Raw genomic sequence first — 26,089 nt, 5'->3', positions numbered from 1 at the left:
ACGAAAGGAGACGGAATGCATCACGCCACCCCGCTTATCACCACCATTGTCGGCGGCCTCGTATTGGCCTTTTTGCTCGGTATGGTCGCCAACAAACTTCGCATCTCACCTCTGGTGGGCTACTTACTAGCAGGGGTATTGGCCGGCCCTTTTACGCCAGGCTTTGTCGCAGACACTAAACTTGCCCCCGAATTAGCTGAGCTGGGCGTGATTCTGCTGATGTTTGGCGTTGGTTTGCACTTTTCGTTAAAGGATTTGATGGCGGTAAAGGCCATCGCCATCCCCGGAGCTATCGCCCAGATTGGTGTGGCGACGCTACTGGGAATGGCGCTCTCATCATTGATGGGCTGGTCGCTGATGACCGGCATCGTATTTGGGTTATGCCTTTCAACCGCCAGTACCGTGGTGCTGCTACGCGCGCTTGAAGAACGGCAACTCATTGATAGCCAGCGCGGGCAAATCGCCATTGGCTGGCTGATAGTTGAAGATCTGGTGATGGTGTTAACGCTGGTTCTGTTGCCAGCTGTCGCCGGAATGATGGAACAAGGCGACCTTGGCTTTGCGACTCTGACTCTGGATTTGGGTTTGACCATCGGTAAAGTGGTGGCGTTTATTGCCATTATGCTGATTGTTGGCCGCCGCGTGGTGCCTTGGATTCTGGCGCGAAGTGCCGCAACCGGTTCGCGCGAACTCTTCACGCTAGCCGTTCTCGCGCTGGCGCTGGGCATTGCTTTTGGTGCGGTCGAACTGTTTGATGTTTCATTCGCCCTGGGGGCATTCTTCGCAGGCATGGTGCTCAATGAATCTGAATTAAGCCACCGTGCCGCACACGACACGCTGCCACTGCGTGATGCGTTTGCCGTGCTGTTCTTTGTCTCCGTAGGTATGTTGTTCGACCCATTAATTTTGATTCAGGAACCGCTCGCGGTACTAGGTACGGTTGCGATCATCGTCTTTGGTAAGTCGCTAGCCGCCTTCTTCCTGGTGCGTCTGTTTGGTCACTCGCAACGCACGGCATTAACCATCGCCACAAGCCTTGCACAAATTGGTGAGTTCGCCTTTATCCTTGCAGGCCTCGGTATGGCGCTAAACCTGCTGCCGCAGACCGGGCAAAATCTGGTGCTGGCAGGGGCGATTTTGTCGATTATGCTCAATCCTATTTTGTTTGCAGTGCTTGAGCGTTATCTCGCAAAAACCGAAACGCTGGAAGAGCAGACGCTGGAAGAAGCTATCGAAGACGAGAAGCAAATTCCGGTCGATATTTGCCACCACGCGTTGCTGGTTGGTTTTGGGCGTGTAGGCAGCTTGCTGGGTGAGAAATTGCTGGCTCAGGGCATTCCGCTGGTGGTGATTGAAACGTCTCGCAGCCGGGTCGATGAGCTACGTGAACGTGGGATTCGCGCAGTGCTCGGCAATGCGGCCAATGAAGAGATAATGAATCTCGCCCATCTGGATTGCGCCCGTTGGTTATTGCTGACGATCCCTAATGGCTACGAGGCGGGTGAAATTGTTGCAGCAGCGCGTGCGAAATGCCCGAATATCGAGATTATTGCCCGTGCTCATTATGACGATGAAGTGGATTACATCACCGAACGTGGTGCCAATCGTGTCGTGATGGGTGAGCGCGAGATAGCCAATACCATGATGGGAATGCTGGAACATTCAACCGTTCAGTAAGTAGTCATTGGTGATGTTTTAGAGTGGGTCCAGCCCACTCTAATTTAATTTAGCAAGGCGACAGACCGCGTTTTCCACACCATTAAATATTGCATCACTGATATGCTCAGGGAATGTTGCAGGAAGCAATTCTCTTGCCTGCTTGAGTACTTCTGGTGTCTTTAGGTAAAACTCCTCTATCAACTCCGCCATGCGGGACTCACTAAAACCACATTTTTTAGCCGTTGCCAGGAAATGGCGTGGAAAGATCATATTCCATTCATATTTTTTTCCTTTCCCTGTTGAAGCCAACGCCATCGCCATTTTGATATCCTGCTTCGCAAGACCACCCCCACCAATAAGTGGGTAACAGGACATAATATCGTATAGCGGCGTGAGGCAGTATCCTCCACCCGGCATAATCGAGACTGAATAGTTTTTGGCATGGCCATCACTCGCAGCTAATAACCAGAAAAGAATATGGCTACGCATAAAGTTATCGCGATCTTTTTCAGCATGATCAGAGCCCAATAAAAACCTCATGATCACAGAAATCCCGGGGCCGCCGTCACTTTCATATTTTTTGGTTGATGAGATGCCAAGCGCCTGGCAAATATCTTCCTGTGGCAAACGGGCGATCCAGCTATTATTACTAACAAAACGACGATCAAAGCGTTTTACCGCTAACGCCTTAGTGTTCTGGGTGGCAACGATTTCACAATCTGCTACTTCCAGCCCATACAACCTCGCCAATAACATACTGAGCCACTCATTTTCGACACTTTCACGGAGGTCTAACGTAAAGCTATGCCCCTGGATTTCGCCAACGGGCAATTTGAATATATGGGTAGTCGGTGTAATGCCTTTAGGTAATTGCCAGCAATCCTGATAGCGAAGCAATGCCGTCTTTTCTTGTGCCCCTGCGATTGAAATACGAAAATCGCGCACTTCTTGTTGCCGGTAACGGGAGTAATTCAAATAGCCAGTCAGAATGATGTCGAGTTCTTTGCTATCAAGTACCTCGCCATCTATTTTCTCTATATTCTGAATAGCCTCTTCTGGCGGTTGTAGTATCAGTGCACCAACGCAATCCCTGCCAATTTCATAAAGTAAATCAAATGGCTGAAGAGAGTTTGCCTGATAGCGACTGGCTATCCGCTCGCGAGTTTGGCGGCTATCAGGTAACAAATTATCAAAAAAGTTAAAAACAACTTCACCCGTATATTCTGTTGCCCGCAGCGGCATGGAAAGTGATATTGGACGGGCGCCGCTGGTGTTTAGCCAGCTATCTTCATACTGAAAAGAATTAGCGCCGTTCTCTTCTTGCATCAACTTCCCAACCAGATATCCATTCATAAATACGGACAAGCTTTTCATCTACCACTCCTCTTTCCATGCCTCGGCACGGCCATGACCGGTTTTCGGCTCAATATGAAGTTCCATATTCATGGAAGATAGAATTTTAAACAGAGTTTCGATTTGCGTTTTAGCAGGATTTTTTTCGAATTTTGAGATTGTATCCTGCCGTAAACCGACTTTCTCAGCTAACATTTCCTGCGTTTGCTTTTCCTGTTTGCGAGTGTCCTTCAGGAAAATGGCTAACTGTTCTGGAGAAGTAATTTTCATTGTGCGTCTTACCCCTTTTACCGGCACTAGCGTGTAAAATAAATTTTACCGGCACTAGCGTATAAAATCAATTTTACCGGCACTAGCGTGTAAAATCTGTTTTACCGGCATTAGCGTATAAAAAAGGCCGGTAAGTTTTGCTTACCAGCCTTCTGAAGCATTACTGCACCTAAAGTTTTAACGCGCCCAATAAGACTCTTCGAGGCTATCTTCGCGCTCTGGCAAGCCACGCGTCAGGCGCGGAGAGTGCTGGTTCAACACCTGGTAACTTACGCGGTTTGCATATTTACACACTTGTGCCAAAGACGAATAGGTCAGCCAGGTATGCTGGTGTTTGCTGGAGTTTGGCACGTTAGAACGGTGATAATTGTTCGCTGTAATATCGTGCAGCAATGCCGCTAGCGCACCGTCGCCCGCACCATTGGTGTTCATGATTTTTTCAGGCCCGCCCATGTATGGCGCGATATGCGAGAAAATACGCATCGGGTTCTGGCAGTCTTTATGGCGCATTGCACGGCTAAATTCGTACTGGTTAAACTCGGCAATCGCACCCGGCAGCAGCGGATGTTGGGTCGTGCGTTTAGAGGACTCTTCAGTAAAGCCCGCCATGTACAAACCAACTGGCCCTGCGGTACACAACACTAAATCAACCCAATCCAACGCCTTATCCGCCGCCAGTAATGGATCGCTCTCACCGGTCAGTGCCAGCCCTTCCTCTTCGTTCATCGCAAGAATTGAGACATGTTCTTTCAAGAATGCCTGCCACCACTCCGGGTTTTCTGCGATGACGTATTTGGTGCCAAGTGTGAGCACCACAGGAACGTTGTATTTTTTCGCATACGCGATTGCTTGCATGGTGGCTTCCGGCATTGGTTCGCCATCTTTGCAGCGCACCAGATAGGAAGTCAGAACCAACGCAGAGGCACCCGCAATCACCTCTTCAGGGATATTTTCGGCACGCAACTGGTTCATATGGCCAGGGCTTATCGCAAAAGTACGCTCGCCCTGCTCGCCAATCAGCGTAAAGCAGCGGCCAATCGCGCCGTTAACACCTTGTAGATAGTTGAGATCGGTACGGCTGGAGGTGTTGCAAAGGTAGCGGTAGGCGTAGCTACCAATTTCGATATTGCTGCACATCACGCCCAGCAAAACAGAGCGGTCATCGGCCAAAACCGAATAGTTGTGCATGGTGTTGCCAATGGTGCCACCAGCAAACTGGTGGGTAATCAGATCTTTTTTCACCAACTCCTGATACAGCGCTTCCGCAACATCATCTTCAATAACCAGTGAGTGCCCGAAACTCAGACCGTAACGATGAACGAACGCATCGTCCACTTTGGCTTCGATATCCACCAGCGTTTGGTCTATCCCGACTATCCAGGAAGTGCCTGTTTCGCTTTCAGGCTGAACCTGTTGCAGTAATGGGTCACGTGCGTTTACAGGGAAGTAGTGTTTGGATTTTCGTTTGCCGGGAAATTTCATGATGTTGTTCGGAGGTTGCTAATCAGGCCGGAAATGGTAGCACATTAACGGCCCTAGTCGAGATCAGCGATATTTCTGCACCAGATTCATCATCATTGCGATGTGGGCTGGGTCGTCATTGAGCGCAGGAATATATTCATACTTTGTACCGCCTGCTTCGAGGAACACTTCACGGTTTTGTACCGCCATTTCTTCAAGCGTTTCGAGGCAATCGGCAGAAAAACCTGGGCACATAACCTGAATGTGTTTCACCCCTTTCTCCGCCAGCATTTTCAGCGTTTCATCGGTGTAAGGCATCAACCACGGCTCACGGCCAAAACGCGACTGGTACGTCATCATCACTTTTTCTGGCGGGAGCTCAAGTGCCGAAAGCAATTCACGGGTCGTGTCTCGGCATCGTTGCGGGTAATCATCGCCTTCGTTGGCGTAACGCTGGGGAATCCCGTGATAGGAGAGCAGCAACAAATCTGGTTCGTCGTGCTTTGCAAAAGATTCTCTGACCGACGCCACCAGCGCGTTGATGTAGGACTCGTCGTCAGCATAATCACGAATCAGGGAAATCGACGGCAAGGAACGGTAATCGGCAAAAATGCGCCCTAATTCGTCCCACACGGCGGCGACCGTCGAGCAGGAAAACTGCGGATACAGCGGCAGCACAACGATATGGTCAACGTGATGCGTCATCAGTTCTTCCACCGCACTTTTCAGCGACGGCGTGCCGTAGCTCATACCGAGTGCGACCGGTACATCAGGTAATTGCGCGGCCAGTGCGGCCTGTTGGCGACGGCTATAAACCAACAGTGGAGAACCTTCGTCCATCCATACCGACTGATAAAGCTTGGCGACACGAGCAGAACGCAGAGGGAGAATCACGCCACGCAATAGCGGCCACCAAATCAGGCGCGGTGTATCAACCACGCGTTTGTCGCTCAAAAACTGGCGTAAATAGCGTTTTACCGCCGCCGGAGTGGGTGCGTCAGGCGTGCCAAGGTTTGCCAGTAAGATACCCACTTTTTCCTGATTCATTTCCACTCCTTATCAACAGATTGCTGATAATTGTAACGTAAAAGCGCTTCAGGAGAACCGATTACAATGAAAGGGTAAAATTTGGGTAAAAAAATACCAGGAACAGGTCCTGGTATTTTTATCTACCCAAAAGATTTCGAGGTGCAGGTGTGTTATCTGCAACTTGAAAGATTACGGGTGGGGTTAGCCGAGGATTTTAGCCAGCTCAGCACTCACTTCGGTCACTTTACGGGTGCCGTCGATTTTCACGTATTTGGTGTTACCGGCTTCAGCTTCTTTGCTGTAGTAAGAGATCAGCGGAGCGGTCATCTGATGGTATTCCACCAGGCGCTTACGCACGGTCTCTTCCTGATCGTCTTTACGGGTAGTCAGTTCTTCGCCCGTTGCGTCGTCTTTACCTTCCACTTTCGGTGGATTGAAGGTGACATGATAAACGCGGCCCGATGGCGCATGTACGCGACGGCCAACGATACGCTCAACAATCAGCTCATCCGGCACGGCGAACTCCAGAACTACGTCCACATTGATGCCCGCTTCTTTCATTGCATCAGCTTGTGGAATAGTGCGAGGGAAACCATCAAGCAGGAAACCGTTACGGCAATCTTCCTGGGTAATGCGTTCTTTAACCAGAGCGATAACCAGTTCATCTGTAACCAGTTTACCGGCATCCATGATGTCTTTTGCTTGTTTGCCCAGTTCTGAGCCAGATTTCACTGCAGCACGCAGCATGTCACCGGTGGAGATTTGCGGAATGCCATATTTCTCCATGATGAACTGAGCCTGAGTTCCTTTACCTGCGCCCGGAGCGCCAAGCAGAATAATACGCATTGCGTAATTCCCCATTCGTTTGGATTTTTGATTATTTAAAGCAGAGGCGATGACCTTACCATTAAAGACGTATTCACCTCAAGAATAGCGGGGCTTGTGAGCGCTGTTAGCGGCGTTTAGATGAAAAAAAACCTGCCGTTTTGGCAGGTTTTTATCTTTTCTTGATGGCGATGGCGGGTAAACGTAATCGCTACCCGCCCCTGTCATTAAGAAACCAGCAACTGGTTCATACGACGGATAAACTGGTTTGGATCTTCCAGAGTACCGCGCTCAGCTAACAGTGCCTGGTCAAGCAGCAGCTCAACCCACTCAGAGAACTGTGCTTCATCCTGAGTATCCGCAACACGTTTCACGAGACCATGATCCGGGTTCAGCTCAAAGATGTACTTCACTTCCGGCACTTCCTGGCCCGCAGCAGCAAACAATTTGGCCATTTGCGTGCTCATGTCGTTGCTGTCGGTGGTCACGATAGCTGGCGTGTCGGTCAGACGGTGCGTCAGACGCACTTCTTTCACGCGCTCACCCAGCAGGGTTTTCACACGGTCAACAAACGGCTCAAGTGCTTTTTCAGCTTCTTTCGCTTCCGGAGTCTCTTCGTCAGCCATTTTTTCCAGTGACTCGTCAGTTTTGCTGACTGACTGGAACATTTTGCCGTCGAATTCGGTCAGGTAGCTCATCATCCACTCATCGATGCGGTCAGAAAGCAGCAACACTTCGATGCCTTTCTTACGCAGCAATTCCAGATGCGGGCTGCTCTTCGCGGCGGCATAGCTGTCGGCAGTGATGTAGTAAATCTTCTCCTGCCCTTCTTTCATGCGCGACACGTACTCTTCCAGCGACACGGTTTGTGCAGCGGAATCGGTATGCGTGGTCGCAAAGCGCAGCAGTTTAGCGATAGCTTCCTGGTTTGCGTTGTCTTCAGCAGGGCCTTCTTTCAGCACCAGGCCGAAGTTTTTCCAGAAGGTCTGGTATTTTTCGCTGTCGTCTTTCGCCAGTTTTTCCAGCATCTGCAATACGCGTTTGGTCAGCGCACTACGCAGATTCTGCGTTACACGGCTGTCTTGCAGAATTTCACGCGACACGTTCAGCGGCAGATCGTTGGAATCTATCAGACCACGCACGAAACGCAGGTAGTTCGGCATGAACTGCTCAGCGTCGTCCATGATGAACACGCGCTGCACGTACAGCTTTAGGCCGTGTTTATGGTCACGGTTCCACATATCCCACGGCGCCTGAGACGGGATATACAGAAGGCTGGTGTACTCTTGCTTCCCTTCCACGCGGTTATGGCTATAAGTCAGCGGGTCGGTAAAGTCATGAGCCACATGTTTGTAGAACTCGTTGTACTCTTCGTCTTTGATTTCAGACTTGCTACGCGTCCACAAAGCCTGCGCTTTGTTGATTTTTTCCCAGCCGATGATGGTTTCGCCATCTTTCTCTTCGCGAGTTTCAATCTCAACCGGCAAAGCGATGTGGTCAGAGTATTTGCTGATAGTCGAACGCACGCGCCAGTCGTCTAAGAACTCATCTTCACCTTCACGCAGGTGCAGGGTAATTTCAGTTCCGCGATCGGCTTTAGTGATATCCGCAACGGTATATTCGCCAGCACCTTCTGATTCCCAGAACACAGCTTGATCTGCAGGCACACCTGCTGCGCGAGTACGCACAGTCACTTTATCTGCCACGATAAACGCAGAGTAGAAGCCGACACCAAACTGGCCGATAAGCTGGCTGTCTTTCGCCTGGTCAGAACCCATAGATTCGAGGAACGCTTTGGTGCCAGATTTTGCAATCGTACCGAGGTGATCAATCGCTTCGTCGCGCGTCATACCGATGCCGTTGTCGGCAATGGTCAAAGTGCGTTTTTCTTTATCAAAAGAGACACGCACGCGCAGCTCACCATCACCTTCGTACAGGTCTGCCTGAGACAATGCGCGGAAGCGCAATTTGTCTGCCGCATCAGAGGCGTTGGAGATCAGCTCACGTAGGAAAATTTCTTTATTTGAGTAGAGGGAGTGGATCATCAGGTGCAGAAGTTGTTTCACTTCAGACTGGAAGCCACGTGTCTCTTGTCCTTTCATGGTCATTGATACCTCAACAAAATCAAAATACGCAGGGGGTTTTAAAACGCTGAGGGTGATATGAGGATAGAAAGGAGGGTTTTCAAGCGGGAGGATTAAAAACCTCCCCGCAAGTGATTAGAAATTAATCTTGTGACGCCCTGCGAGAGAGTGCGAAAGCGTGGTCCCATCGACCATTTCCAGCTCGCCGCCCACAGGTACACCATGCGCGATACGACTGGCATCCACACCATATTGCCCGCATAACTCGGCAATGTAGTTGGCGGTGGCTTCACCTTCCACGGTTGGGTTGGTGGCAAGAATAAGTTCTTTAATGGTTTCGCGCTCAAGACGCTGTTCAAGCCTATCGAGGCCAATGTCTTGCGGGCCAATACCATCTATCGGAGATAAATGCCCCATCAGTACGAAATAGCGCCCGGAAAATTGGCCGGTCGCTTCAATAGCGTGAATATCTGCCGGGGTTTCCACCACACAAATCTGGCCATTTTCCTGACGACGCGGATTGGCGCAGATTGCGCACACTTCCTGTTCAGTAAAAGTACGGCAATCAGCACAGTGGCCGATTTCAGACATCGCGCGTGTTAACGCTTGAGCAAGACGCATCCCACCGCTGCGGTCGCGTTGCAGGAGCGCGAACGCCATACGTTGGGCAGACTTTGGGCCAACGCCTGGCAGGCAGCGCAAGGATTCCATAAGGGCGGTTAGTAAAGGACTGGTTTGCATCGCTCAGACTTCTGAAAAAAGAGTGGGCCATAGCCTAACATTAGCCCCGCTGAAGGACATAGAAAAAGATATTCCCCCTGCGCGATGACTCGCACAGGGGGAATGATTTACGCTATCTTCTGACCAAATTTTCCCTGATTAAAATCGTCAATGGCCTCTTTGATTTCCTCACGAGTGTTCATCACAAACGGTCCGTAGCCGACCACTGGCTCATTAAGCGGCTCACCGCTCAACACCAACACAACGGCATCATTGTTGGCTTCAAGCGTCACCGTTTCGCCTTTAGCATCCAGCACCACCAGTTGCGCTTCGCGAACCACTTCCTGCCCATTGACCTGTACCGTGCCTTTGAGAACCACCAGCGCCGTGTTCCAGCCATCTGGCAGCGTCAGTTGTGTAGAACTGTGCGCATTGAGCCGCATATCCAGCACACGCAGTGGAGAAAACGTGTGTGCCGGGCCTTTTGCGCCATCCATTTCACCTGCGATGACTCGCACCTGTCCTGCGTTATCCGGCAGTGTCACGACCGGAATATCGGCGTCGGTAATGGACTGGTAGTTCGGTGGTGTCGACTTGTCTTTGGCTGGCAAGTTGACCCACAGCTGAACCATTTCAAGCGTACCGCCCTTCTCGCTAAACACCGGTGAGTGGAACTCTTCATGCAAAATGCCACTACCCGCGGTCATCCACTGCACGTCACCCGGGCCAATCACCCCGCCGCTGCCGGTGGAGTCGCGGTGCGCCACTTCGCCTTTGTAGACGATGGTGACCGTTTCAAAACCGCGGTGCGGGTGTACATCAACGCCACGCTGCCCTTTGTTGCTCGGCTTAAATTCCGCTGGGCCTGCGTAATCGAGCAGCAGGAACGGGCTGAGCTGTTTTTCAAATTTTGAGTAAGAAAACAGTGAGCGAACCGGGAAGCCATCGCCCACCCAGTGGGAAGCCGGTGCTGAATAAACGCCAAGAATTGATTTCATCGTTATCTCCATTGAGTGTCGATTTCTGTTGAGATAAAGCTTACTCATAAGACGAATCCCCCGGTAGACTCTGAAAATGAACTCAGTGTTCCATAAACAGGACAATGGCAATGCAAGACCTCAACGATCTGTGGTATTTCGTGCAAGTGGTCGATAACGGAGGGTTTTCTCCAGCGAGCCGCGTTATCGGTATTCCAAAATCACGCTTGAGTCGCCGAATTGCACTACTGGAAGAAAGTCTTGAGACACGCCTGATTCAGCGTTCAACACGCAGTTTCACAGTGACCGAAGCCGGGCAGATTTTTTATCGCCACTGCAAGGCGATGATTATTGAAGCCGAAGCCGCTCAGGAAGCGATTAACTCTTTGCGCGCAGAGCCTCGCGGGCTGATCCGCCTGAGCTGCCCGATTGCCCTGCTGCATGTGCATATCGGGGAGATGCTGGCGAAGTTTATGGCGCTTTATCCGCAAGTCACCGTGCAGCTAGAAGAGACAAATCGCCAGGTTGATGTACTAAATGAAAATGTCGACTTAGCGGTGCGGGTACGTCCATTGCCGTTGGACGATAGCGATCTGGTGATGCGTAAACTGGCGGATCGCGGCATGTGCCTGGTCGCCAGCCCGGAACTGGTTGAGCGCTTTACAACGCCTGCATCACCGGCAGATCTTCAGCACTGGCCAAGCCTTGCGTTGTCAAAACCGCAGCAGATTTACCGCTGGTGCCTGTTCGGCCCGGATAATCAGGAAGTAACGCTGCATCACAAGCCACGTTTTGTGACCACTGATATGGATGCGCTGCGAGCGGCTGCGCTGGCAGGTGTGGGGTTGGTTCAGTTGCCGATATTGATGGTCAACAAGCAACTGGCAGACGGAAGCCTGGTGCGTTTGTTACCGGAGTGGCGAGCAAGGCGTGAGGTTATTCATTTGGTGTTTCCTTCACGGCGCGGCCAGTTACCGGCTGTCAGGGCATTGATTGATTTTCTGGTGGAGAGTTATGCAGAGTTTGAAGAGGAGTAGACCTGGAAAATTGATTTTCCAAAATAATTCGCGTTGCGGGAAGGCGGCAAGTGAGCAACAAATCTGTCTGGAACAGATTTGAACAGCGCTTGCGCTGGCCCAAAGGGTGAGCCTCATGGACGAGGCTCATAATCCCCAGGAGCTTACATCAGTAAGTGACTGGGGTTTGTGACAAATCTGCCGGGAGCAGATTTGAACGCTGCTTGCTGCGGCCCCGAAGGGGTGAGGCTCACGGATGAGCCGAATAACGTAGCCAACGCCCCCGCAACACGAAGAATGACGGAAAATCAGAATGGCATTTTGAAGCCTGGTGGCAACTGCATCCCGCTGGACACGCCAGCCATTTTCTCTTTCTGCGCTTCGCCGATACGACGAGCCGCATCGTTGAAGGCCGCAGCAACCAGATCTTCAACCATCTCTTTGTCGTCTTCCATCAGGCTTGGATCGATTTCCACGCGACGGCAGTTGTGCGCGCCGTTGATGGTGACTTTGACCAGACCCGCGCCAGATTCGCCAGTGACTTCCATTTGGGCGATTTCTTCCTGAACCTGGGCCATTTTTTCCTGCATCTGCTGGGCTTGCTTCATGATGTTGCCCAGACCGCCTTTTCCAAACATAGTCTTCTCTCTTTTGCTCGGGCCGACTAACCGTACGTGACGATTATCGGCTATCAGGGTTTACAACAAACCGGCATATACCCAAGCTACTTCAAGATGCAGGTAGGCGGCAATCGAATGAATCCCGATGAGCTTACTTGAGTAAGTGATTCGGGTGAACGAGAGCAGCCAACAACCCTGCAACTTGAAGGGCGAAGGGTATAACCGGTCTGTCAAATTGGTCGAATACTATCGTCATCCAGTTCCGCATCAAAGAAACGACGCAGCGTCTGAATGTTGTTGTCAGTTTTCATTGCTTCCCGCGCTTGTGCCAGCTTCTCTTCATAGATAGCCTGGCGCCATTCAAGCGGGGTTCGTTGCGCAAGATTATCATCTTCAATAATAGTCAGCTCAACAGTTTCACCACTAAAAGTACTCAATGCGTCCGCCAGCGTTTTCTGCGCCGACGGTGAATTCAAATGCCGTAGTGCCGGGCGCAAGTGCAAACACACTCGGTTGCCGTCCTGCTCTTTCCAGGCATTTAATGCAAGCTGCTGCACTAATTTCGGCAGCACCAGTTGGCTAATTTCAGCCGACCAGCTATCGCGCTCAATCGCCTCCAGAGCCAGTTTCTGCGCAAGCTCAGGCGTTTTCTCATGCTCCATCGCGCGTTTTAATGCTTTTGGTGTCGCAACCGGTTCTTCGACGACATCAGAAACAATTTGCGACTTCCAGCGATAAGCCTCGGGCTTTGGCTCAGGCTTTTCCTCTGTCTGCGCTGCGGGCCGGGACTGGATACGCTCGCTCACCGAGGCTAAACGTTCCAGAGCAGTGCTGTTCTTTGCCGGCCGCGCTAGATTTGGCGCTGCCGGCTCACTCTTTTTTGCTTTGTTCGCTCCCTGCTGGCGCATGAGCTGTGTTCGCGCTTGCAACACCTGACTGGTGGTGTCTGGCAGCGCAGTCTCATTTGTCCGTGGCGCGGGTGCTATTTGTTGGCGCACCGGAACAGGGTTCACCACCGGAATACTTGGCGCCTGACGCGGTTGTTCTGGCTCTGGTAGCGGCTTGCGCGGGTGGAATGCCAGTGCGCGCAGCAGAGTCATTTCAATGCCCATACGTCGATCTGGCGCCCAGGACAGTTCTTTGCGGCCAATCAGCAAGGTTTGGTAATAAAGTTGGACTTCAGCAGGCGGCACGACGCGCGCCAGCTCACGCATACGCTGTTCAATCGCGGCCATGTCGCTGCCTAACGCAGCAGGCGAAAGCTGAACCATCGCCACGCGATGCAGCAAACTCAGCATTTCCACCAGCAAAGCTTCCCACTCAACACCACGCCCGGCGGCTTCATTAAGCAAGTTCATCACCCGCTCACCATCAGCCTGCACCATCGCCTCTACTAACGAAAGAGCCTGGTCGTCATCAAGCGTACCCAGCATCGTGCTGACAGCGGCAGTTGTTACCTGCCCATCACCGCTGGCAATCGCCTGGTCGGTAAGACTTAGTGCATCACGTAGGCTGCCATCTGCGGCGCGAGCCAACAGTTGCAGAGCTCGGGTTTCGCTGGGGATTTTTTCTTCGCCAAGAATGTATTCCAGTTGATGGCGGATTTGTTCGACATCCAGCGCTTTCAGGTGGAATTGCAGGCAGCGAGAAAGAATAGTGACCGGCAGTTTTTGCGGATCGGTGGTCGCCAGCAGGAATTTGACGTGCGATGGCGGCTCTTCAAGCGTCTTCAACAATGCATTGAAGCTATGGCGGGAGAGCATGTGCACTTCATCGATAAGATAAACTTTAAAGCGGCCACGCGCTGGCGCGTACTGAACGTTATCCAGCAAATCACGCGTATCTTCGACTTTGGTACGCGAGGCGGCATCAATTTCAATCAGGTCAACAAAGCGACCTTGTTCGATTTCGCGGCAATTGTCGCACACACCGCAAGGGGTGGCGGTAATGCCGGTTTCACAATTTAACCCTTTCGCCAACAGGCGAGCGATGGATGTTTTACCCACGCCGCGCGTCCCCGAAAAGAGATAGGCGTGGTGGATTCGGCCCATGGATAAGCCATTAGCCAGAGCAGTCAACACGTGTTGCTGGCCGACTACATCAGCAAAAGTTTGTGGCCGCCATTTGCGGGCTAAGACCTGGTAGCTCATTCGAGATAGGCTCTACATCGCGGGAGTGAATTCAGGGGGGTAATGCTAACATAAGCCTCACCTGATGGGCGAGGCTTCTATACCCATCATCCTTCAAGCTGCAGGGGTGTTGGCTGCAACTCGAATGCTAATGGGTATAATTTGGGGAATACGAAGGCTGAACTCAGTGACCTGGGAAAAGTACGAGGCTGTAGCTTTTCACGCCCATTTTTTCCAGGCGCTGTTCACCACCAATATCAAACAGATTGATGATAAACGCAGCGTCAGTCACTTCCCCACCCAGACGGCGGATAAGTTTCACTGTTGCTTCAATGGTACCGCCGGTTGCCAGCAGATCGTCCACTACCAGAACTTTGTCGCCAGGCTCGATTGCATCAACGTGGATTTCCAGTTGATCGGTGCCGTATTCCAGCTCGTAGTTTTCAGCGATTGTTTCGCGTGGCAGTTTGCCTGGCTTGCGAACCGGCACGAAGCCAACACCTAACTCCAGCGCAACCGGTGCACCAAACAAGAACCCACGCGCTTCGGTACCCACCACTTTGGTGATACCGGCGTCTTTAAAGCGTGAGACTAATAATTCGATGCTGGTGGCGTAAGCTTTCGGATCTTCAAGCAAGCTGGTAACGTCACGGAATAAGATCCCAGGTTTTGGGTAGTCTGGAATGCTTTTGATGCTGTTTTTCAGATATTCAAGCTGCTGCGCAGTCGCGGTCATAATTAATGCCTGCTAAAAACAAGGTTCTAACAAAGCACGGAACAGGTTAATTAATGAAGTATTGATGATTCATTAATCAGTCATACCATGCTCGAAAACGGTCGAATTTACTGGCTGGCACCAACAATTGCAACCACTGCAAATGCGCTTTATGGCTTTTGTTGCTTTTCGTCAATTACCGGCATGCGCCACATAAAGAACAGCAGTGCGCACATCATCATCAATAATAGTAGCCTGACCCAAAGAATGTTGACCAGGTAAAGAGAGACGGCAAAAGTTAACACGATGAAAATCAACGCCCTGGGTTTGGCACCCGGTGGCAGCGCACGATGGTCCTGCCAATGGCGGATATAACTGCCAAACCATGAGCGGTACAGTAACCAGTGATGAAAGCGCGGCGAGGAATGGGCGAAGCACCAGGCCGCCAGCAGCAAAAATGGGGTTGTGGGAAGTAAAGGCAAGACAACACCCAGCGTCGCAAGGACTACCGCCAGCCAACCAATGATGATTAAAATGATCCGTTTCATTCATTATTCCGTACTTAAACACGTGCAACACTGGAGATTCATTTTGTGAAAACCGCCGCGCTGTTACAAGCTTTGGATGCTCGCGTCGCGGAACTCGCACAGGCCATTGCGCCTGTCTCGTTACAACGCGCATCGCAAGCACGCTTCGATCGTAAACTGTTTTCCACTCACAGCACGCAACTTAAAGATTATCTGACCGAAGTTCAGGCAAATCTCGCGCAGTTAGAGCTTAGCGTGAAAGTCGGCAAAGCGGAGCAGGTTGCCTATATTGCCGAAAAACTAGTGGCGCAAATTGCCGCCTTGCAGCGTGAACTCGCCACCGTGAAGATGCGTAAAAATGATCCGCAGCCCGTGGTTGCCGAGAATCTGTATGAGAAACTCTCAACGCATCAGGATTACGAACGCCGCATCCAGATTATGATTAGCGATCGTGAAAGCCAACTTTCGATACAAGTCACGCTTGCCGGGCAGCAAAAACTCCAGAAGGAACTGGCGGCTCTCGAAGGGCGTTTGCAGCGCTGCCGCCAGGCGTTGACGCGAATTGAACGCGCCATCGAACGCCGCGAACGTGGGCTAAGCTAACGCTTAAACCAAACCATTTACTTGAACGGATAAACGTAATGTCGCTGGAAAACGCACCAGAAGAAGTCAAACTGGCGGTCGATTTGATAATGCTGCTAGAACAACATGAAATCCCGACGGAAACCGCGCTCGCAGCGCTTGAGATTGTCCGTCAGGATTTTTTGCGTAAGCGGGAAGAGAACAGCTCCCGCTAATTTTTACTGAGCAGGAACGATGTCACCACCGTTTGATTTGCCATTATGATCGCGTTTCACTTCTGTCAATTCATCGCCTTTGTCATTACGCAGATGAACTTCAAGTTGGTTGAAGGCGATATTAATGCCATTTTCTCGACACAGACGATCGATAGTCCGGTTTAGCTCATCGACGGTGTAGCTGCGATCACGCAGTTCACGCACATACAGACGCAGTTCATGATCCAACGTACTGGCCCCGAAGGTAGTGAAGAACACCGTAGGCTCAGGGTCGTGCATCACTTTCGGATGCTCATGGGCCGCTTTCAGTAAGATCTCACGTACTTTATCCAGATCGGAGCCGTAAGCCACTCCCAGACGGATAACCACGCGAGTGATGGTGTCGGTAAGCGACCAGTTGATCAGTCGTTCCGTCACAAACGCTTTGTTCGGAATGATCACTTCTTTGCGGTCAAAGTCTGTAATCGTGGTGGCACGAATACGAATTTTGCTCACGCTACCGGAATAAGCACCAATCGTGACGGTATCGCCGATACGCACCGGGCGCTCGAAGAGGATAATCAGGCCGGAAACGAAGTTACCGAATATCTCCTGCAAACCAAAACCTAAGCCCACTGACAACGCCGCCGCCAGCCATTGCAACTTATCCCACGACACGCCGAGTGAACCAAAGATGGTCATCGCCCCGACAGCAGTAATGACGTAGTTAAGAATGGTCGTGATGGCGTATGAAGCACCCTGACGCATTTGCAGACGCGAAAGCACCAGTACTTCAAGCAAGCCCGGCAAGTTGCGAATCAGCACCCAGGCAACAGCAAAAGCAATCGCGGCAAATAACAGGCTGCCCATAGTGACGTTTTTCACTACTGCTACACCCGCTTCGGAAGCGCTATAACTCCAGAGTTGGATGCTATCCAGGTAACCGAATACCCCGAATAAATCTGACCAAATGGTGTAGAACACCAGAGCAAACAGGGCGAACAGAGCAATGATAGCCAGACGCATAGTTTGTTGGTTGATTTGGTCCAACGCTAACGGTGGCTCTTCTACCGGCTCGCCCCCTTCTGCGCCCTCTTTCACCAGATTCTCACGGCGCGCAACGGCACGGCGGTAAGCCATACGACGCGCTGCAACACTTAATCCGCGCAGGACGGTCTGATAAACCAGGTTCCAGATAAGTATCAGATAGATAGTTTCAATCCAGCGACCGGCAAGGCGAAGTGTCGTATAAAAATATCCCATCGCTGTCAGCACGATTAACACCGCGGGCACCACACCCATCATCGTGACAGTAAACAACTGCATGGTGTGGTTGTTTTTGTTGCGCCAGTTTTCACGGCACATTGGGAAGACCAGCGCGGTGATAAGCAACAGGTTGAAGAAGATGATCAGTTGACCCAACGCATCTTCAACCAGATGTAGAGGCGAACGTTCACCGAGCACCGACCAGAATAACAACGGTAATAGCGCACAACCAATACGCACCAGCTGGCGGCGATAATGACTGCACAGCTGCGGTTGCATATTAAAGTGGCTGACAGCTACACCATTTTTAGAGAGCACCTGGTAAGTTAAGCCGAAGACTAACCAGAACAAGGAGAGCTGTTTGCAAAATGCCAGCATCGATTCGCTGATGTTCATCTGCAAGCCAGCAAACACCAGGCCGATTGAGTAGATGACCAGAGCGCCGGGCAAAACTTTAACCAGCGTCAGAGCAATGGCTTTCGGGGTCAGCATTTGGCTGTCGTTACGCAACTGCCCGACACGACTCGCCTGCTTTTCCAGATAGCGGTCTATCGCTTTAAATCGCCAGCGTATAACGCCTGCCAGCAACAAAGCAGGAATCATCAGTAGCAGGATGGCGAGAATTTTAAGCGAGTTCTCAGGCCCTTTAAAATTGAGATTGGCGTTTTTAAACTGATCGCGCAATGAAGAAGGCAATGATTTCAGCCAGTCCCAATCCATCGGCTTATTACTGGTTACCCAGAAAATTTGCTCAGTCAGGATCTGGTCGAGTGATTTCGTGACGTTTTGCAGCTGCTGCTGGTTATTCTGCAAGTTGATTGCCAGCATTAATTGCATGCCAAGCTGCTTATTCAACTGATCAAGCAATTCGCGGCGAGTATCCAGAACCTGCAATAACGCATCGTGGACCTCTGGCGTGACATCCGCTTTATGCCCATCCTCGATTTTCGCCACCAGTTCATCCGGCTGGAATAGCGCGTCACGTTGTTGGTTCACATCGAACTGTTCGAGACGAATATCCGCAATGCGGTTGGTCAGATCTTCAGTGTCTTCCGCAGACGGCAGGTTCTGTTGCTGTTGTTGGTAAAGAATACGCGACAACAACAAGCTGCCTTTCAGAACGGCGATCTGCTCTTTGAGGTTACGTTCAGATTGCAGAGCACGATCCAGTGTATTTTTAATGCGAATGCTCGAAGGCACCATTTCATTGGCATGCTGAGTGGCGTCTATCAGACGCTGACTCAGCTGATGGTTGATATCCAGCTCCTGCTTAACCAGCGGATTTTGCTGAATCTTAACGGTATCCTCAGAGTCTATGGCGTCCTGTGCGGTCTGCTGCGTAAGGGTTAAACGCTTACTGCTCGCCACTTTTTGCAGGATCTGGAGGGTCGCCTCCATTTGATTAATATGCGCGTTGGTGTAGTCACGTTGCTTTTGCAACGTATCTTGCAAGATGGTGTTGCCTTTGAGGCTGTCACGCTGTTGATCTAACTGCGCGTTCAATAATGCTTGTTGGGCCAGTAATAAAGTTTGCTGACTTGGTCGTAAGTCTACAGCGCCTGGCGTGACACCATTAAGACGATTACGAATCGCTTCAAGCTGAGTCGATGCCGCAGTCATGGCATTCTGAACACGCTCAGGTTGCGTTTGCAGCGAAATCAGTTGGCTATTCCAGGTCGCCAAATCGCTTTGCGCGTTCTGTAACTCCGTCATTAAATCATTCAGACGAGACTCAAGTTGGCGCAAACTGAGCGCTTCGATTTCCGCTTCTTCATCAGCCGGGTTGGCGTGTTGGTTTTTAATCTCGTTGAGCGCATCAGTGGCTTTACGCAGCACTTTCGGTGCTTCCGTCACCTGCTGATGGAGTTTTGCCGTTTCATCCTTGACCCGATCAATTTTATCCAGCACCTCAAGAGTCTCATTGAGATCTTGTTGGGTGAGTTTGTCATTTGGAGACAGTGTCTTTTGCTTATTCAGTGCAGACAGCTGATTTTGAATCTCATCGCGGCTCGGGAGATCGCTACCATTTTTTTGCGCCCAGACTGGCTGCGCCAACACGCAAAACAGGCTAACGAATGCAATGAGCAAAAAACGTGCGGGTACGCGACGTGAATACAGTGAACACAAGAGTTGCGGCATAGTTTGACAGTGTTTGAGAACAGGCCGAAGGATGGCGAGTTAAAGACGAAATATGAGCCGCAAGATTAGCACGTCTTTTCGGAAAAACCTTGGTCAACTATGTTCGGAATTACCCTAATAAGCATATTTTTATTGTGGGATGGATCTCAGGGTTGGGCAGGTTTGAAACATTTCCAGCAGAATGGCGACGTAGTCCTCGGCCTGGCTGTGGAGATCAAAACTATCCGGTGCAACCAGCCAGTTTTCAATCAGCCCGGTAATATAACTACGCAGTAAAATAACGGCGTGGGGAAGTCGCAAGTTTTTTGGTAACATTTCAGCATCAATACAACGCTGCAAACTGCTCTCAATTCTCTCGTTTCCTTCCATATAAAGTTCACGTCTGGCCTGTTGTAAAACAGCCAGTTCACCTACAAACTCGCACTTATGGAAGATGATTTCGGTCATTAAGCGGCGGCGTTCATCGGCGACAGTTGCTTGTAATATGTAAATAAGTAACTCTCTGACAACAGAAAGTGGATCGTCAGGAAATTTTGCCCGATACTCAGTTTCTAAATCGCCAATACTGGACTCAGTTAGCTCCCAGATTTCATTAAACAAATCCGACTTATTTTTGAAATGCCAGTAGATTGCACCACGGGTTACTCCCGCTGCTTTTGCGATATCTGCAAGCGAAGTTGCGGAAACTCCGTGTTGTGAAAACAAGCGGATTGCAACATCCAAAAGGTGTTGGCGTGTTTCCAGCGCTTGTTGTTTGGTTTTTCGTGCCATAAGTGGGTGAAATAACGGTAGTTAGATTTACATACATTTGTGAATGTATGTACCATAGCACGACGATAATATAAACGCAGCAATGGGTTTGTGGACATTTGATCCATTGAACAACTTTGAAATCGGACACTCGAGGTTTACATATGAACAAAAACAGAGGGTTTACGCCTCTGGCGGCCATTCTGATGCTCTCAGGCAGCTTAGTACTTACAGGATGTAATGACAAAGAGACAAAACAGAGTGCGCCGCATACCCCAGAAGTGGGTGTGGTAACTCTGAAAAGTGCTCCTTTGCAGATAACTACAGAGCTTCCTGGCCGTACAAGCGCTTATCGTATTGCAGAAGTTCGCCCACAAGTCAGTGGCATCATCCTGAAACGTAACTTCGAAGAAGGAAGTGAAATCAAGGCTGGTGTGTCGCTGTACCAAATCGACCCTGCAACATACCAGGCAGCATATGACAGCGCCAAAGGCGACCTCGCTAAAGCACAAGCAAGTGCAAACATCGCTCAGCTGACGCTTAAACGTTATCAGAAACTGTTAGGTACTAAGTACATCAGTCAACAAGACTACGACACTGCACTTGCCGATTCTCAACAGGCAAACGCATCTGTTGTGGCTGCTAAAGCCGCCGTTGAAACTGCTCGCATTAACCTTGCATATACCAAAGTGACTTCACCTATTAGCGGTCGCATTGGTAAGTCTTCTGTTACAGAAGGCGCTCTGGTCACTAGCGGACAGGCTTCTGCATTGGCAACCGTACAACAGCTCGACCCGATTTATGTTGATGTGACCCAATCCAGCAATGATTTCTTGCGCCTTAAGCAAGAGCTGGCAGAAGGCAAACTGAAACAAGAAAACGGTAAAGCTAAAGTCAAATTAGTGACCAACGACGGTATCACTTTCCCGCAGGAAGGCTCTTTAGAGTTTTCTGATGTGACGGTTGACCAGACCACCGGCTCTATCACTTTGCGAGCTATCTTCCCGAACCCAGATAAAACATTACTGCCGGGCATGTTTGTTCGTGCACAACTGGAAGAAGGTACCAATCCAAACGCGCTGTTAGTTCCACAACAAGGTGTAACTCGTACACCGCGTGGTGATGCTTCAGCAATGGTTATTGGTAAAGAAGACAAAGTGGAAGTACGCAATATCACCGCAACTCAAGCTATCGGCGACAAATGGCTGGTAACCAGTGGGTTGAAGGATGGTGATCGCGTTATTGTGACCGGTTTGCAAAAAGTGAAACCCGGTGTTCAGGTGAAAGCGCAGGAAGTGGCGGCAGAAAATAAAGGCCAGGATCAAGCAGCCGCTGGCGCACAGTCTGAACAAACGAAGTCTTAACTTAAACAGGAGCCGTTAAGACATGGCTAAGTTTTTTATCGATCGCCCGATTTTTGCCTGGGTAATCGCCATCATTATTATGTTGGCGGGCGGGCTTGCGATCATGAAATTACCGATCGCGCAATATCCAACCATTGCGCCACCGGCAATTTCGATCTCAGCAAACTACCCTGGTGCAGATGCGAAAACGGTACAGGATACCGTTACACAGGTTATCGAACAGAACATGAACGGTATCGACAACCTGCTGTACATGTCCTCATCCAGTGATTCCTCTGGTTCTGTAACCATCACCATTACCTTTGATTCTGGTACTGACGCGGATATCGCACAGGTACAGGTTCAGAACAAACTGCAACTTGCGATGCCACTGCTTCCTCAAGAAGTACAGCAGCAAGGTGTTAGCGTTGAGAAGTCTTCCAGTAGCTTCCTGATGGTTCTCGGTATGATCAACACCGATGGCTCCATGACACAGGAAGATATTTCGGACTACGTTGGCGCAACTATTAAAGACCCGATCAGCCGTACTCGCGGTGTTGGTGATGTTCAGCTGTTTGGTGCTCAGTACGCGATGCGTATCTGGATGGATCCGAACAAACTGAACAATTATCAGCTCACGCCGGTTGATGTTATTGCCGCTATCAAAGCGCAGAACGCCCAGGTAGCAGCAGGTCAGTTGGGTGGTACTCCACCAGTTAAAGGTCAACAACTTAACGCCTCTATCATTGCTCAAACCCGTTTAAAATCTGCCGATGAGTTCAGCAAAATTTTGCTGAAAGTGAATCAGGATGGCTCACGTGTTCTGCTTAAAGATGTGGCAAAAGTTGAGTTGGGCGGCGAGAACTATAACGTTGTTGCACGTTTCAACGGCCAACCAGCCTCTGGTTTAGGTATCAAACTGGCAACCGGTGCTAACGCCCTGGATACCGCGAATGCGGTACGTGCCACTGTGGAAAAACTACAGCCATTCTTCCCTGCGGGTCTGAAAGTTGTTTATCCATATGACACCACGCCATTCGTTAAAATCTCTATCAAAGAGGTAGTAAAAACCCTCGTTGAAGCAATCGTGCTGGTGTTCCTGGTAATGTATCTGTTCTTGCAGAACTTCCGCGCCACATTGATTCCAACGATTGCGGTACCAGTGGTACTGCTGGGGACGTTTGCCATCCTTGCCGTCTTTGGCTATTCGATAAACACCCTAACGATGTTCGGGATGGTGCTTGCGATAGGCCTGTTGGTTGATGATGCCATCGTGGTAGTAGAGAACGTTGAGCGTGTAATGGTGGAAGAAGGATTGCCGCCAAAAGAAGCCACACGCAAATCAATGGAGCAGATTCAGGGCGCTCTGGTCGGGATCGCGATGGTACTGTCGGCGGTATTTATACCAATGGCATTCTTCGGCGGTTCTACAGGTGCAATCTATCGTCAGTTCTCTATTACCATCGTATCGGCAATGGTGCTTTCTGTACTGGTAGCAATGATTTTGACACCAGCACTTTGCGCCACCCTGCTTAAGCCAATTGCGAAAGGCGAACACCACGAGAAGAAAGGTTTCTTCGGCTGGTTTAACAACATGTTCGACAAGAGCACGCATCACTATACCGACAGCGTCGGTAATATTTTGCGTAGCACCGGTCGTTACTTAGTGCTTTATCTGCTGATAGTGGTTGGCATGGCCTTCCTGTTTATTCGCCTGCCAAGTTCCTTCTTGCCAGATGAAGACCAGGGCGTGTTCCTGACCATGGCACAGCTGCCTGCAGGTGCGACGCAAGAACGTACACAAGCCGTTCTTGATGATGTGACCAAGTACTACCTCGAAAAAGAGAAAGACAACGTTAACTCCGTATTTACCGTTAACGGCTTTGGCTTCTCTGGTCAGGGGCAGAACACAGGTCTGGCATTCGTATCATTGAAAGATTGGGATGAGCGTCCTGGTGAAGAGAACAAGGTTCCAGCGATTGCTGGTCGCGCAAGCGCCGAGTTCTCGAAAATCAAAGATGCCATCGTGTTCGCATTCAACCTGCCAGCTATCGTGGAACTGGGTACAGCAACGGGCTTCGACTTCCAGTTGATTGACCAGGCAAACCTTGGGCACGAAAAACTGACTCAGGCGCGTAACCAATTGTTTGGTGAAGTCGCTAAACACTCTGATCTGTTAGTGGGCGTGCGTCCAAACGGCCTGGAAGATACGCCGCAGTTCAAAATCGATATCGACCAGGAAAAAGCGCAAGCATTGGGCGTTTCTATCAGTGACATCAACACCACACTGGGTGCTGCATGGGGTGGTAGTTACGTGAACGACTTCATCGACCGTGGTCGTGTGAAGAAAGTTTACCTGATGGCGGATGCGCCATTCCGTATGCTGCCTAGCGATATCAACAACTGGTATGTCCGCGGCTCTACCGGACAAATGGTGCCATTCTCAGCGTTCTCTTCTGCGCATTGGGAATACGGCTCACCGCGTCTGGAACGTTACAACGGTTTACCGTCCATGGAAATCCTTGGTCAGGCAGCTCCGGGTAAGAGTACCGGTGAAGCAATGGACCTGATGGAACAGCTGGCCAGCAAACTGCCAACCGGTATTGGTTATGACTGGACGGGTATGTCCTATCAGGAACGTTTATCTGGTAACCAGGCCCCTGCCCTGTATGCCATCTCCCTGATAGTGGTGTTCCTGTGTCTGGCTGCACTGTACGAGAGCTGGTCGATTCCATTCTCGGTCATGCTGGTTGTTCCACTCGGGGTTGTCGGTGCACTGCTTGCCGCGACGATGCGTGGGCTGACCAACGACGTGTACTTCCAGGTAGGCCTGCTGACAACCATTGGCTTGTCGGCGAAGAACGCGATACTTATCGTAGAATTCGCCAAAGACTTGATGGAGAAAGAAGGCAAAGGCTTGATTGAAGCCACGCTCGAAGCCGTACGTATGCGTCTGCGTCCGATTCTGATGACATCACTGGCATTTATCCTCGGGGTAATGCCGCTGGTAATCAGCTCGGGTGCAGGCTCTGGTGCACAGAACGCCGTAGGTACAGGGGTTATGGGCGGGATGGTTACTGCAACAGTCCTGGCTATCTTCTTCGTACCAGTGTTCTTCGTGGTAGTTCGTCGTCGCTTCAGCCGTAAGTCTGAAGATGTTGAACACACTCACGCTGTTGAGCACCACAAGTAAGTCTTAAATCTGCAATTTAACGGCCGCGCAAGCGGCCTTTTTTATATCTGCGGTTCCTATTTGTCATATTAATAAATAACGATAGTTGCTGGCTTTTTCTACGATAGGTTACTAAATGTTGCAATAAGAACTCAGTTGGACTTAAATATGATGACAAGATATTTCTTAAATTCACTGGCAGATAAGGCAAGAAGGTTCATACTTATATATTAGGATGATTCTTAATTAACCCCTTATTTACTCCCCGTTTAAGGTTCATTGCAGCAACACAATATTAACCTATTGAATATAAACTGCTTTCCCAAACGTTCACTTAAGTTAATTTATCAGACGATGCTTTTAAAAAAAGTGAAAGTCTTAATAAACATTACGTTAGAGTAAACAGCTTTGCTGTAAATGTAATTTTTCGTAATAGTGAAAGGAAATCTACTACGGATTGATTTATAGTAAACGTATATGGAATAATCGTTGTAATTGATTCCCACCTCATCCAGGTGTGTCCACCCCAAGGCGTTTTGTTTATCAAATTTTCTTCGATAAAAAGGGGCTGCATTATGGACGAATACTCACCAAAACGGCATGATATCGCGCAGCTTAAATTTCTCTGCGAAAACCTGTATCATGACTGCCTTACCAACCTTGGCGAGAGTAATCATGGTTGGGTTAATGATCCTACGTCGGCCATTAACTTGCAGTTGAATGAATTGATTGAGCATATTGCTGCTTTCGCACTTAATTACAAAATTAAGTACGATGATGAGAGTAAATTGATTGAACAAATTGACGAATATTTAGACGATACATTTATGCTGTTCAGTAACTATGGCATCAATGCCCAAGACTTGCAGAAATGGCGTAAGTCCGGGAATCGGTTATTCCGATGTTTCGTCACAGAGAGTCGCGCTAACCCTGTAAGCCTCTCCTTTTAGAACTATTACAAGATGTAATAAGGTGATTTCATGACAACAAAACCACTTACTAAGACCGATTATTTGATGCGCCTGCGACGCTGCCAAACAATTGACACTTTAGAGCGCGTAATCGAAAAGAATAAATACGAATTACCAGATAATGAGTTGGCTGTATTTTATTCAGCAGCAGACCACCGTTTGGCTGAACTGACCATGAATAAGCTTTACGATAAAATACCACCATCCGTATGGAAATTTATCCGCTAATACCCCTTAACTGTTATTACCTTTATGGTTTCAGACTGACATGCTGTTGTAATCAGCCG

The 26,089-nt window shown here is 50.0% G+C and carries 22 protein-coding genes and 1 other annotated feature; of the genes, 8 read left to right on the top strand and 14 right to left on the bottom strand.

The window, feature by feature from the left end:
- The first annotated feature begins 15 nt into the window (after positions 1-15).
- Positions 16-1,677, top strand: a complete 1,662-nt coding sequence (ybaL, locus tag LVQ79_RS05300) for a YbaL family putative K(+) efflux transporter (RefSeq protein ID WP_232864145.1) — start codon at positions 16-18, stop codon at positions 1,675-1,677.
- Positions 1,678-1,716: 39 nt separating this feature from the next.
- Here the strand turns inward: ybaL and LVQ79_RS05295 are convergent, their stop codons facing one another.
- The 8 genes from LVQ79_RS05295 to LVQ79_RS05260 all read right to left on the bottom strand — a co-directional run bounded on the left by LVQ79_RS05295 (position 1,717) and on the right by LVQ79_RS05260 (position 10,399).
- The gene (locus LVQ79_RS05295; RefSeq protein WP_232864144.1) at positions 1,717-3,033 is read right to left on the bottom strand and encodes a type II toxin-antitoxin system HipA family toxin; all 1,317 of its coding nucleotides are present in this window, start codon (positions 3,031-3,033) and stop codon (positions 1,717-1,719) included.
- Complete coding sequence (locus LVQ79_RS05290; protein ID WP_151994784.1) at positions 3,034-3,282, bottom strand: helix-turn-helix domain-containing protein; 249 nt, start codon at positions 3,280-3,282, stop codon at positions 3,034-3,036.
- 177 nt (positions 3,283-3,459) lie between these two features.
- Positions 3,460-4,764 (bottom strand): inosine/guanosine kinase, encoded by a 1,305-nt coding sequence (locus tag LVQ79_RS05285; protein WP_151994783.1) that lies wholly within the window; start codon positions 4,762-4,764, stop codon positions 3,460-3,462.
- A 63-nt stretch (positions 4,765-4,827) separates the two neighbouring features.
- Positions 4,828-5,790, bottom strand: coding sequence for a ferrochelatase (gene hemH, locus LVQ79_RS05280; RefSeq protein WP_232864143.1), 963 nt, complete (start codon positions 5,788-5,790; stop codon positions 4,828-4,830).
- A gap of 183 nt (positions 5,791-5,973) precedes the next feature.
- On the bottom strand, positions 5,974-6,618 hold the full coding sequence (gene adk, locus LVQ79_RS05275) for an adenylate kinase (protein ID WP_034458097.1): 645 nt from the start codon (positions 6,616-6,618) through the stop codon (positions 5,974-5,976).
- A 206-nt stretch (positions 6,619-6,824) separates the two neighbouring features.
- A complete protein-coding gene (gene htpG, locus LVQ79_RS05270; RefSeq protein ID WP_232864142.1) occupies positions 6,825-8,699 on the bottom strand; it encodes a molecular chaperone HtpG in 1,875 nt (624 codons plus the stop codon).
- Between the two features lie 117 nt (positions 8,700-8,816).
- Positions 8,817-9,422: a recombination mediator RecR gene (gene recR, locus LVQ79_RS05265; RefSeq protein ID WP_034458095.1), complete on the bottom strand. Its 606-nt coding sequence runs from the start codon at positions 9,420-9,422 to the stop codon at positions 8,817-8,819.
- A 107-nt stretch (positions 9,423-9,529) separates the two neighbouring features.
- Positions 9,530-10,399, bottom strand: coding sequence for a pirin family protein (locus LVQ79_RS05260; protein WP_232864141.1), 870 nt, complete (start codon positions 10,397-10,399; stop codon positions 9,530-9,532).
- Between the two features lie 104 nt (positions 10,400-10,503).
- On the opposite strand from LVQ79_RS05260, the gene LVQ79_RS05255 reads away from it, so the two are divergent.
- Complete coding sequence (locus tag LVQ79_RS05255) at positions 10,504-11,415, top strand: LysR family transcriptional regulator (protein ID WP_226812123.1); 912 nt, start codon at positions 10,504-10,506, stop codon at positions 11,413-11,415.
- A gap of 287 nt (positions 11,416-11,702) precedes the next feature.
- On the opposite strand, the gene LVQ79_RS05250 is transcribed toward LVQ79_RS05255, so the two are convergent.
- The 4 genes from LVQ79_RS05250 to LVQ79_RS05235 form a co-directional block, all read right to left on the bottom strand.
- The gene (locus LVQ79_RS05250) at positions 11,703-12,032 is read right to left on the bottom strand and encodes a YbaB/EbfC family nucleoid-associated protein (protein WP_034458087.1); all 330 of its coding nucleotides are present in this window, start codon (positions 12,030-12,032) and stop codon (positions 11,703-11,705) included.
- A 212-nt stretch (positions 12,033-12,244) separates the two neighbouring features.
- Entirely contained in the window at positions 12,245-14,164 is a 1,920-nt protein-coding gene (dnaX, locus tag LVQ79_RS05245; RefSeq protein ID WP_232864140.1) for a DNA polymerase III subunit gamma/tau, read from the bottom strand.
- Positions 12,851-12,915, bottom strand: a sequence feature (DnaX frameshifting element). Its footprint overlaps the gene before it by 65 nt.
- Positions 14,165-14,327: 163 nt before the next feature.
- Complete coding sequence (gene apt / locus LVQ79_RS05240) at positions 14,328-14,879, bottom strand: adenine phosphoribosyltransferase (protein ID WP_034458083.1); 552 nt, start codon at positions 14,877-14,879, stop codon at positions 14,328-14,330.
- 149 nt (positions 14,880-15,028) lie between these two features.
- Positions 15,029-15,406, bottom strand: a complete 378-nt coding sequence (locus LVQ79_RS05235; RefSeq protein WP_232864139.1) for a DUF454 family protein — start codon at positions 15,404-15,406, stop codon at positions 15,029-15,031.
- A 45-nt stretch (positions 15,407-15,451) separates the two neighbouring features.
- Between LVQ79_RS05235 and priC the strand changes: the two genes are divergently transcribed.
- Both priC and rsmS read left to right on the top strand, forming a co-directional pair.
- Positions 15,452-15,988, top strand: a complete 537-nt coding sequence (gene priC / locus LVQ79_RS05230; protein ID WP_232864138.1) for a primosomal replication protein PriC — start codon at positions 15,452-15,454, stop codon at positions 15,986-15,988.
- A 38-nt stretch (positions 15,989-16,026) separates the two neighbouring features.
- Positions 16,027-16,182: a pleiotropic regulatory protein RsmS gene (gene rsmS, locus LVQ79_RS05225; protein ID WP_151994775.1), complete on the top strand. Its 156-nt coding sequence runs from the start codon at positions 16,027-16,029 to the stop codon at positions 16,180-16,182.
- Positions 16,183-16,185: 3 nt separating this feature from the next.
- Here rsmS and mscK read toward each other — a convergent pair whose 3' ends face one another.
- Positions 16,186-19,566: a mechanosensitive channel MscK gene (gene mscK / locus LVQ79_RS05220; protein ID WP_232864137.1), complete on the bottom strand. Its 3,381-nt coding sequence runs from the start codon at positions 19,564-19,566 to the stop codon at positions 16,186-16,188.
- 129 nt (positions 19,567-19,695) lie between these two features.
- Positions 19,696-20,337 carry a multidrug efflux transporter transcriptional repressor AcrR gene (gene acrR, locus LVQ79_RS05215; protein WP_151994773.1) on the bottom strand — a complete coding sequence of 214 codons (642 nt, stop codon included), beginning with the start codon at positions 20,335-20,337 and terminating at the stop codon, positions 19,696-19,698.
- Between the two features lie 143 nt (positions 20,338-20,480).
- Here acrR and acrA point away from each other — a divergent pair, with 143 nt between their 5' ends.
- The 4 genes from acrA to hha all read left to right on the top strand — a co-directional run bounded on the left by acrA (position 20,481) and on the right by hha (position 26,030).
- Entirely contained in the window at positions 20,481-21,680 is a 1,200-nt protein-coding gene (gene acrA / locus LVQ79_RS05210) for a multidrug efflux RND transporter periplasmic adaptor subunit AcrA (protein WP_034458072.1), read from the top strand.
- Between the two features lie 22 nt (positions 21,681-21,702).
- Positions 21,703-24,852: a multidrug efflux RND transporter permease subunit AcrB gene (gene acrB, locus LVQ79_RS05205; protein ID WP_232864136.1), complete on the top strand. Its 3,150-nt coding sequence runs from the start codon at positions 21,703-21,705 to the stop codon at positions 24,850-24,852.
- Positions 24,853-25,406: 554 nt separating this feature from the next.
- Entirely contained in the window at positions 25,407-25,781 is a 375-nt protein-coding gene (gene tomB / locus LVQ79_RS05200; protein WP_034458068.1) for an Hha toxicity modulator TomB, read from the top strand.
- 30 nt (positions 25,782-25,811) lie between these two features.
- The gene (gene hha, locus LVQ79_RS05195) at positions 25,812-26,030 is read left to right on the top strand and encodes a hemolysin expression-modulating protein Hha (protein ID WP_034458066.1); all 219 of its coding nucleotides are present in this window, start codon (positions 25,812-25,814) and stop codon (positions 26,028-26,030) included.
- Positions 26,031-26,089 lie beyond the last annotated feature (59 nt).

The organism is Buttiauxella cochleicola (assembly GCF_021282405.1).
Classification (GTDB): domain Bacteria; phylum Pseudomonadota; class Gammaproteobacteria; order Enterobacterales; family Enterobacteriaceae; genus Buttiauxella; species Buttiauxella massiliensis.
Note: the sequence above shows the minus strand (reverse complement) of the source record. Positions and strands in the feature narration are given on the sequence as shown.

What these genes read in the sequence shown, in the direction of transcription:
- apt (WP_034458083.1), bottom strand. Translation starts at nt 14,879, where the DNA reads ATGACCGCGACTGCGCAGCAGCTTGAATATCTGAAAAACAGCATCAAA.
- hha (WP_034458066.1), top strand. Translation starts at nt 25,812, where the DNA reads ATGACAACAAAACCACTTACTAAGACCGATTATTTGATGCGCCTGCGA.
- LVQ79_RS05285 (WP_151994783.1), bottom strand. Translation starts at nt 4,764, where the DNA reads ATGAAATTTCCCGGCAAACGAAAATCCAAACACTACTTCCCTGTAAAC.
- acrA (WP_034458072.1), top strand. Translation starts at nt 20,481, where the DNA reads ATGAACAAAAACAGAGGGTTTACGCCTCTGGCGGCCATTCTGATGCTC.
- dnaX (WP_232864140.1), bottom strand. Translation starts at nt 14,164, where the DNA reads ATGAGCTACCAGGTCTTAGCCCGCAAATGGCGGCCACAAACTTTTGCT.
- LVQ79_RS05255 (WP_226812123.1), top strand. Translation starts at nt 10,504, where the DNA reads ATGGCAATGCAAGACCTCAACGATCTGTGGTATTTCGTGCAAGTGGTC.
- LVQ79_RS05290 (WP_151994784.1), bottom strand. Translation starts at nt 3,282, where the DNA reads ATGAAAATTACTTCTCCAGAACAGTTAGCCATTTTCCTGAAGGACACT.
- acrB (WP_232864136.1), top strand. Translation starts at nt 21,703, where the DNA reads ATGGCTAAGTTTTTTATCGATCGCCCGATTTTTGCCTGGGTAATCGCC.
- ybaL (WP_232864145.1), top strand. Translation starts at nt 16, where the DNA reads ATGCATCACGCCACCCCGCTTATCACCACCATTGTCGGCGGCCTCGTA.
- LVQ79_RS05235 (WP_232864139.1), bottom strand. Translation starts at nt 15,406, where the DNA reads ATGAAACGGATCATTTTAATCATCATTGGTTGGCTGGCGGTAGTCCTT.
- adk (WP_034458097.1), bottom strand. Translation starts at nt 6,618, where the DNA reads ATGCGTATTATTCTGCTTGGCGCTCCGGGCGCAGGTAAAGGAACTCAG.
- LVQ79_RS05295 (WP_232864144.1), bottom strand. Translation starts at nt 3,033, where the DNA reads ATGAAAAGCTTGTCCGTATTTATGAATGGATATCTGGTTGGGAAGTTG.
- mscK (WP_232864137.1), bottom strand. Translation starts at nt 19,566, where the DNA reads ATGCCGCAACTCTTGTGTTCACTGTATTCACGTCGCGTACCCGCACGT.
- LVQ79_RS05250 (WP_034458087.1), bottom strand. Translation starts at nt 12,032, where the DNA reads ATGTTTGGAAAAGGCGGTCTGGGCAACATCATGAAGCAAGCCCAGCAG.
- htpG (WP_232864142.1), bottom strand. Translation starts at nt 8,699, where the DNA reads ATGAAAGGACAAGAGACACGTGGCTTCCAGTCTGAAGTGAAACAACTT.
- recR (WP_034458095.1), bottom strand. Translation starts at nt 9,422, where the DNA reads ATGCAAACCAGTCCTTTACTAACCGCCCTTATGGAATCCTTGCGCTGC.
- acrR (WP_151994773.1), bottom strand. Translation starts at nt 20,337, where the DNA reads ATGGCACGAAAAACCAAACAACAAGCGCTGGAAACACGCCAACACCTT.
- rsmS (WP_151994775.1), top strand. Translation starts at nt 16,027, where the DNA reads ATGTCGCTGGAAAACGCACCAGAAGAAGTCAAACTGGCGGTCGATTTG.
- tomB (WP_034458068.1), top strand. Translation starts at nt 25,407, where the DNA reads ATGGACGAATACTCACCAAAACGGCATGATATCGCGCAGCTTAAATTT.
- hemH (WP_232864143.1), bottom strand. Translation starts at nt 5,790, where the DNA reads ATGAATCAGGAAAAAGTGGGTATCTTACTGGCAAACCTTGGCACGCCT.
- LVQ79_RS05260 (WP_232864141.1), bottom strand. Translation starts at nt 10,399, where the DNA reads ATGAAATCAATTCTTGGCGTTTATTCAGCACCGGCTTCCCACTGGGTG.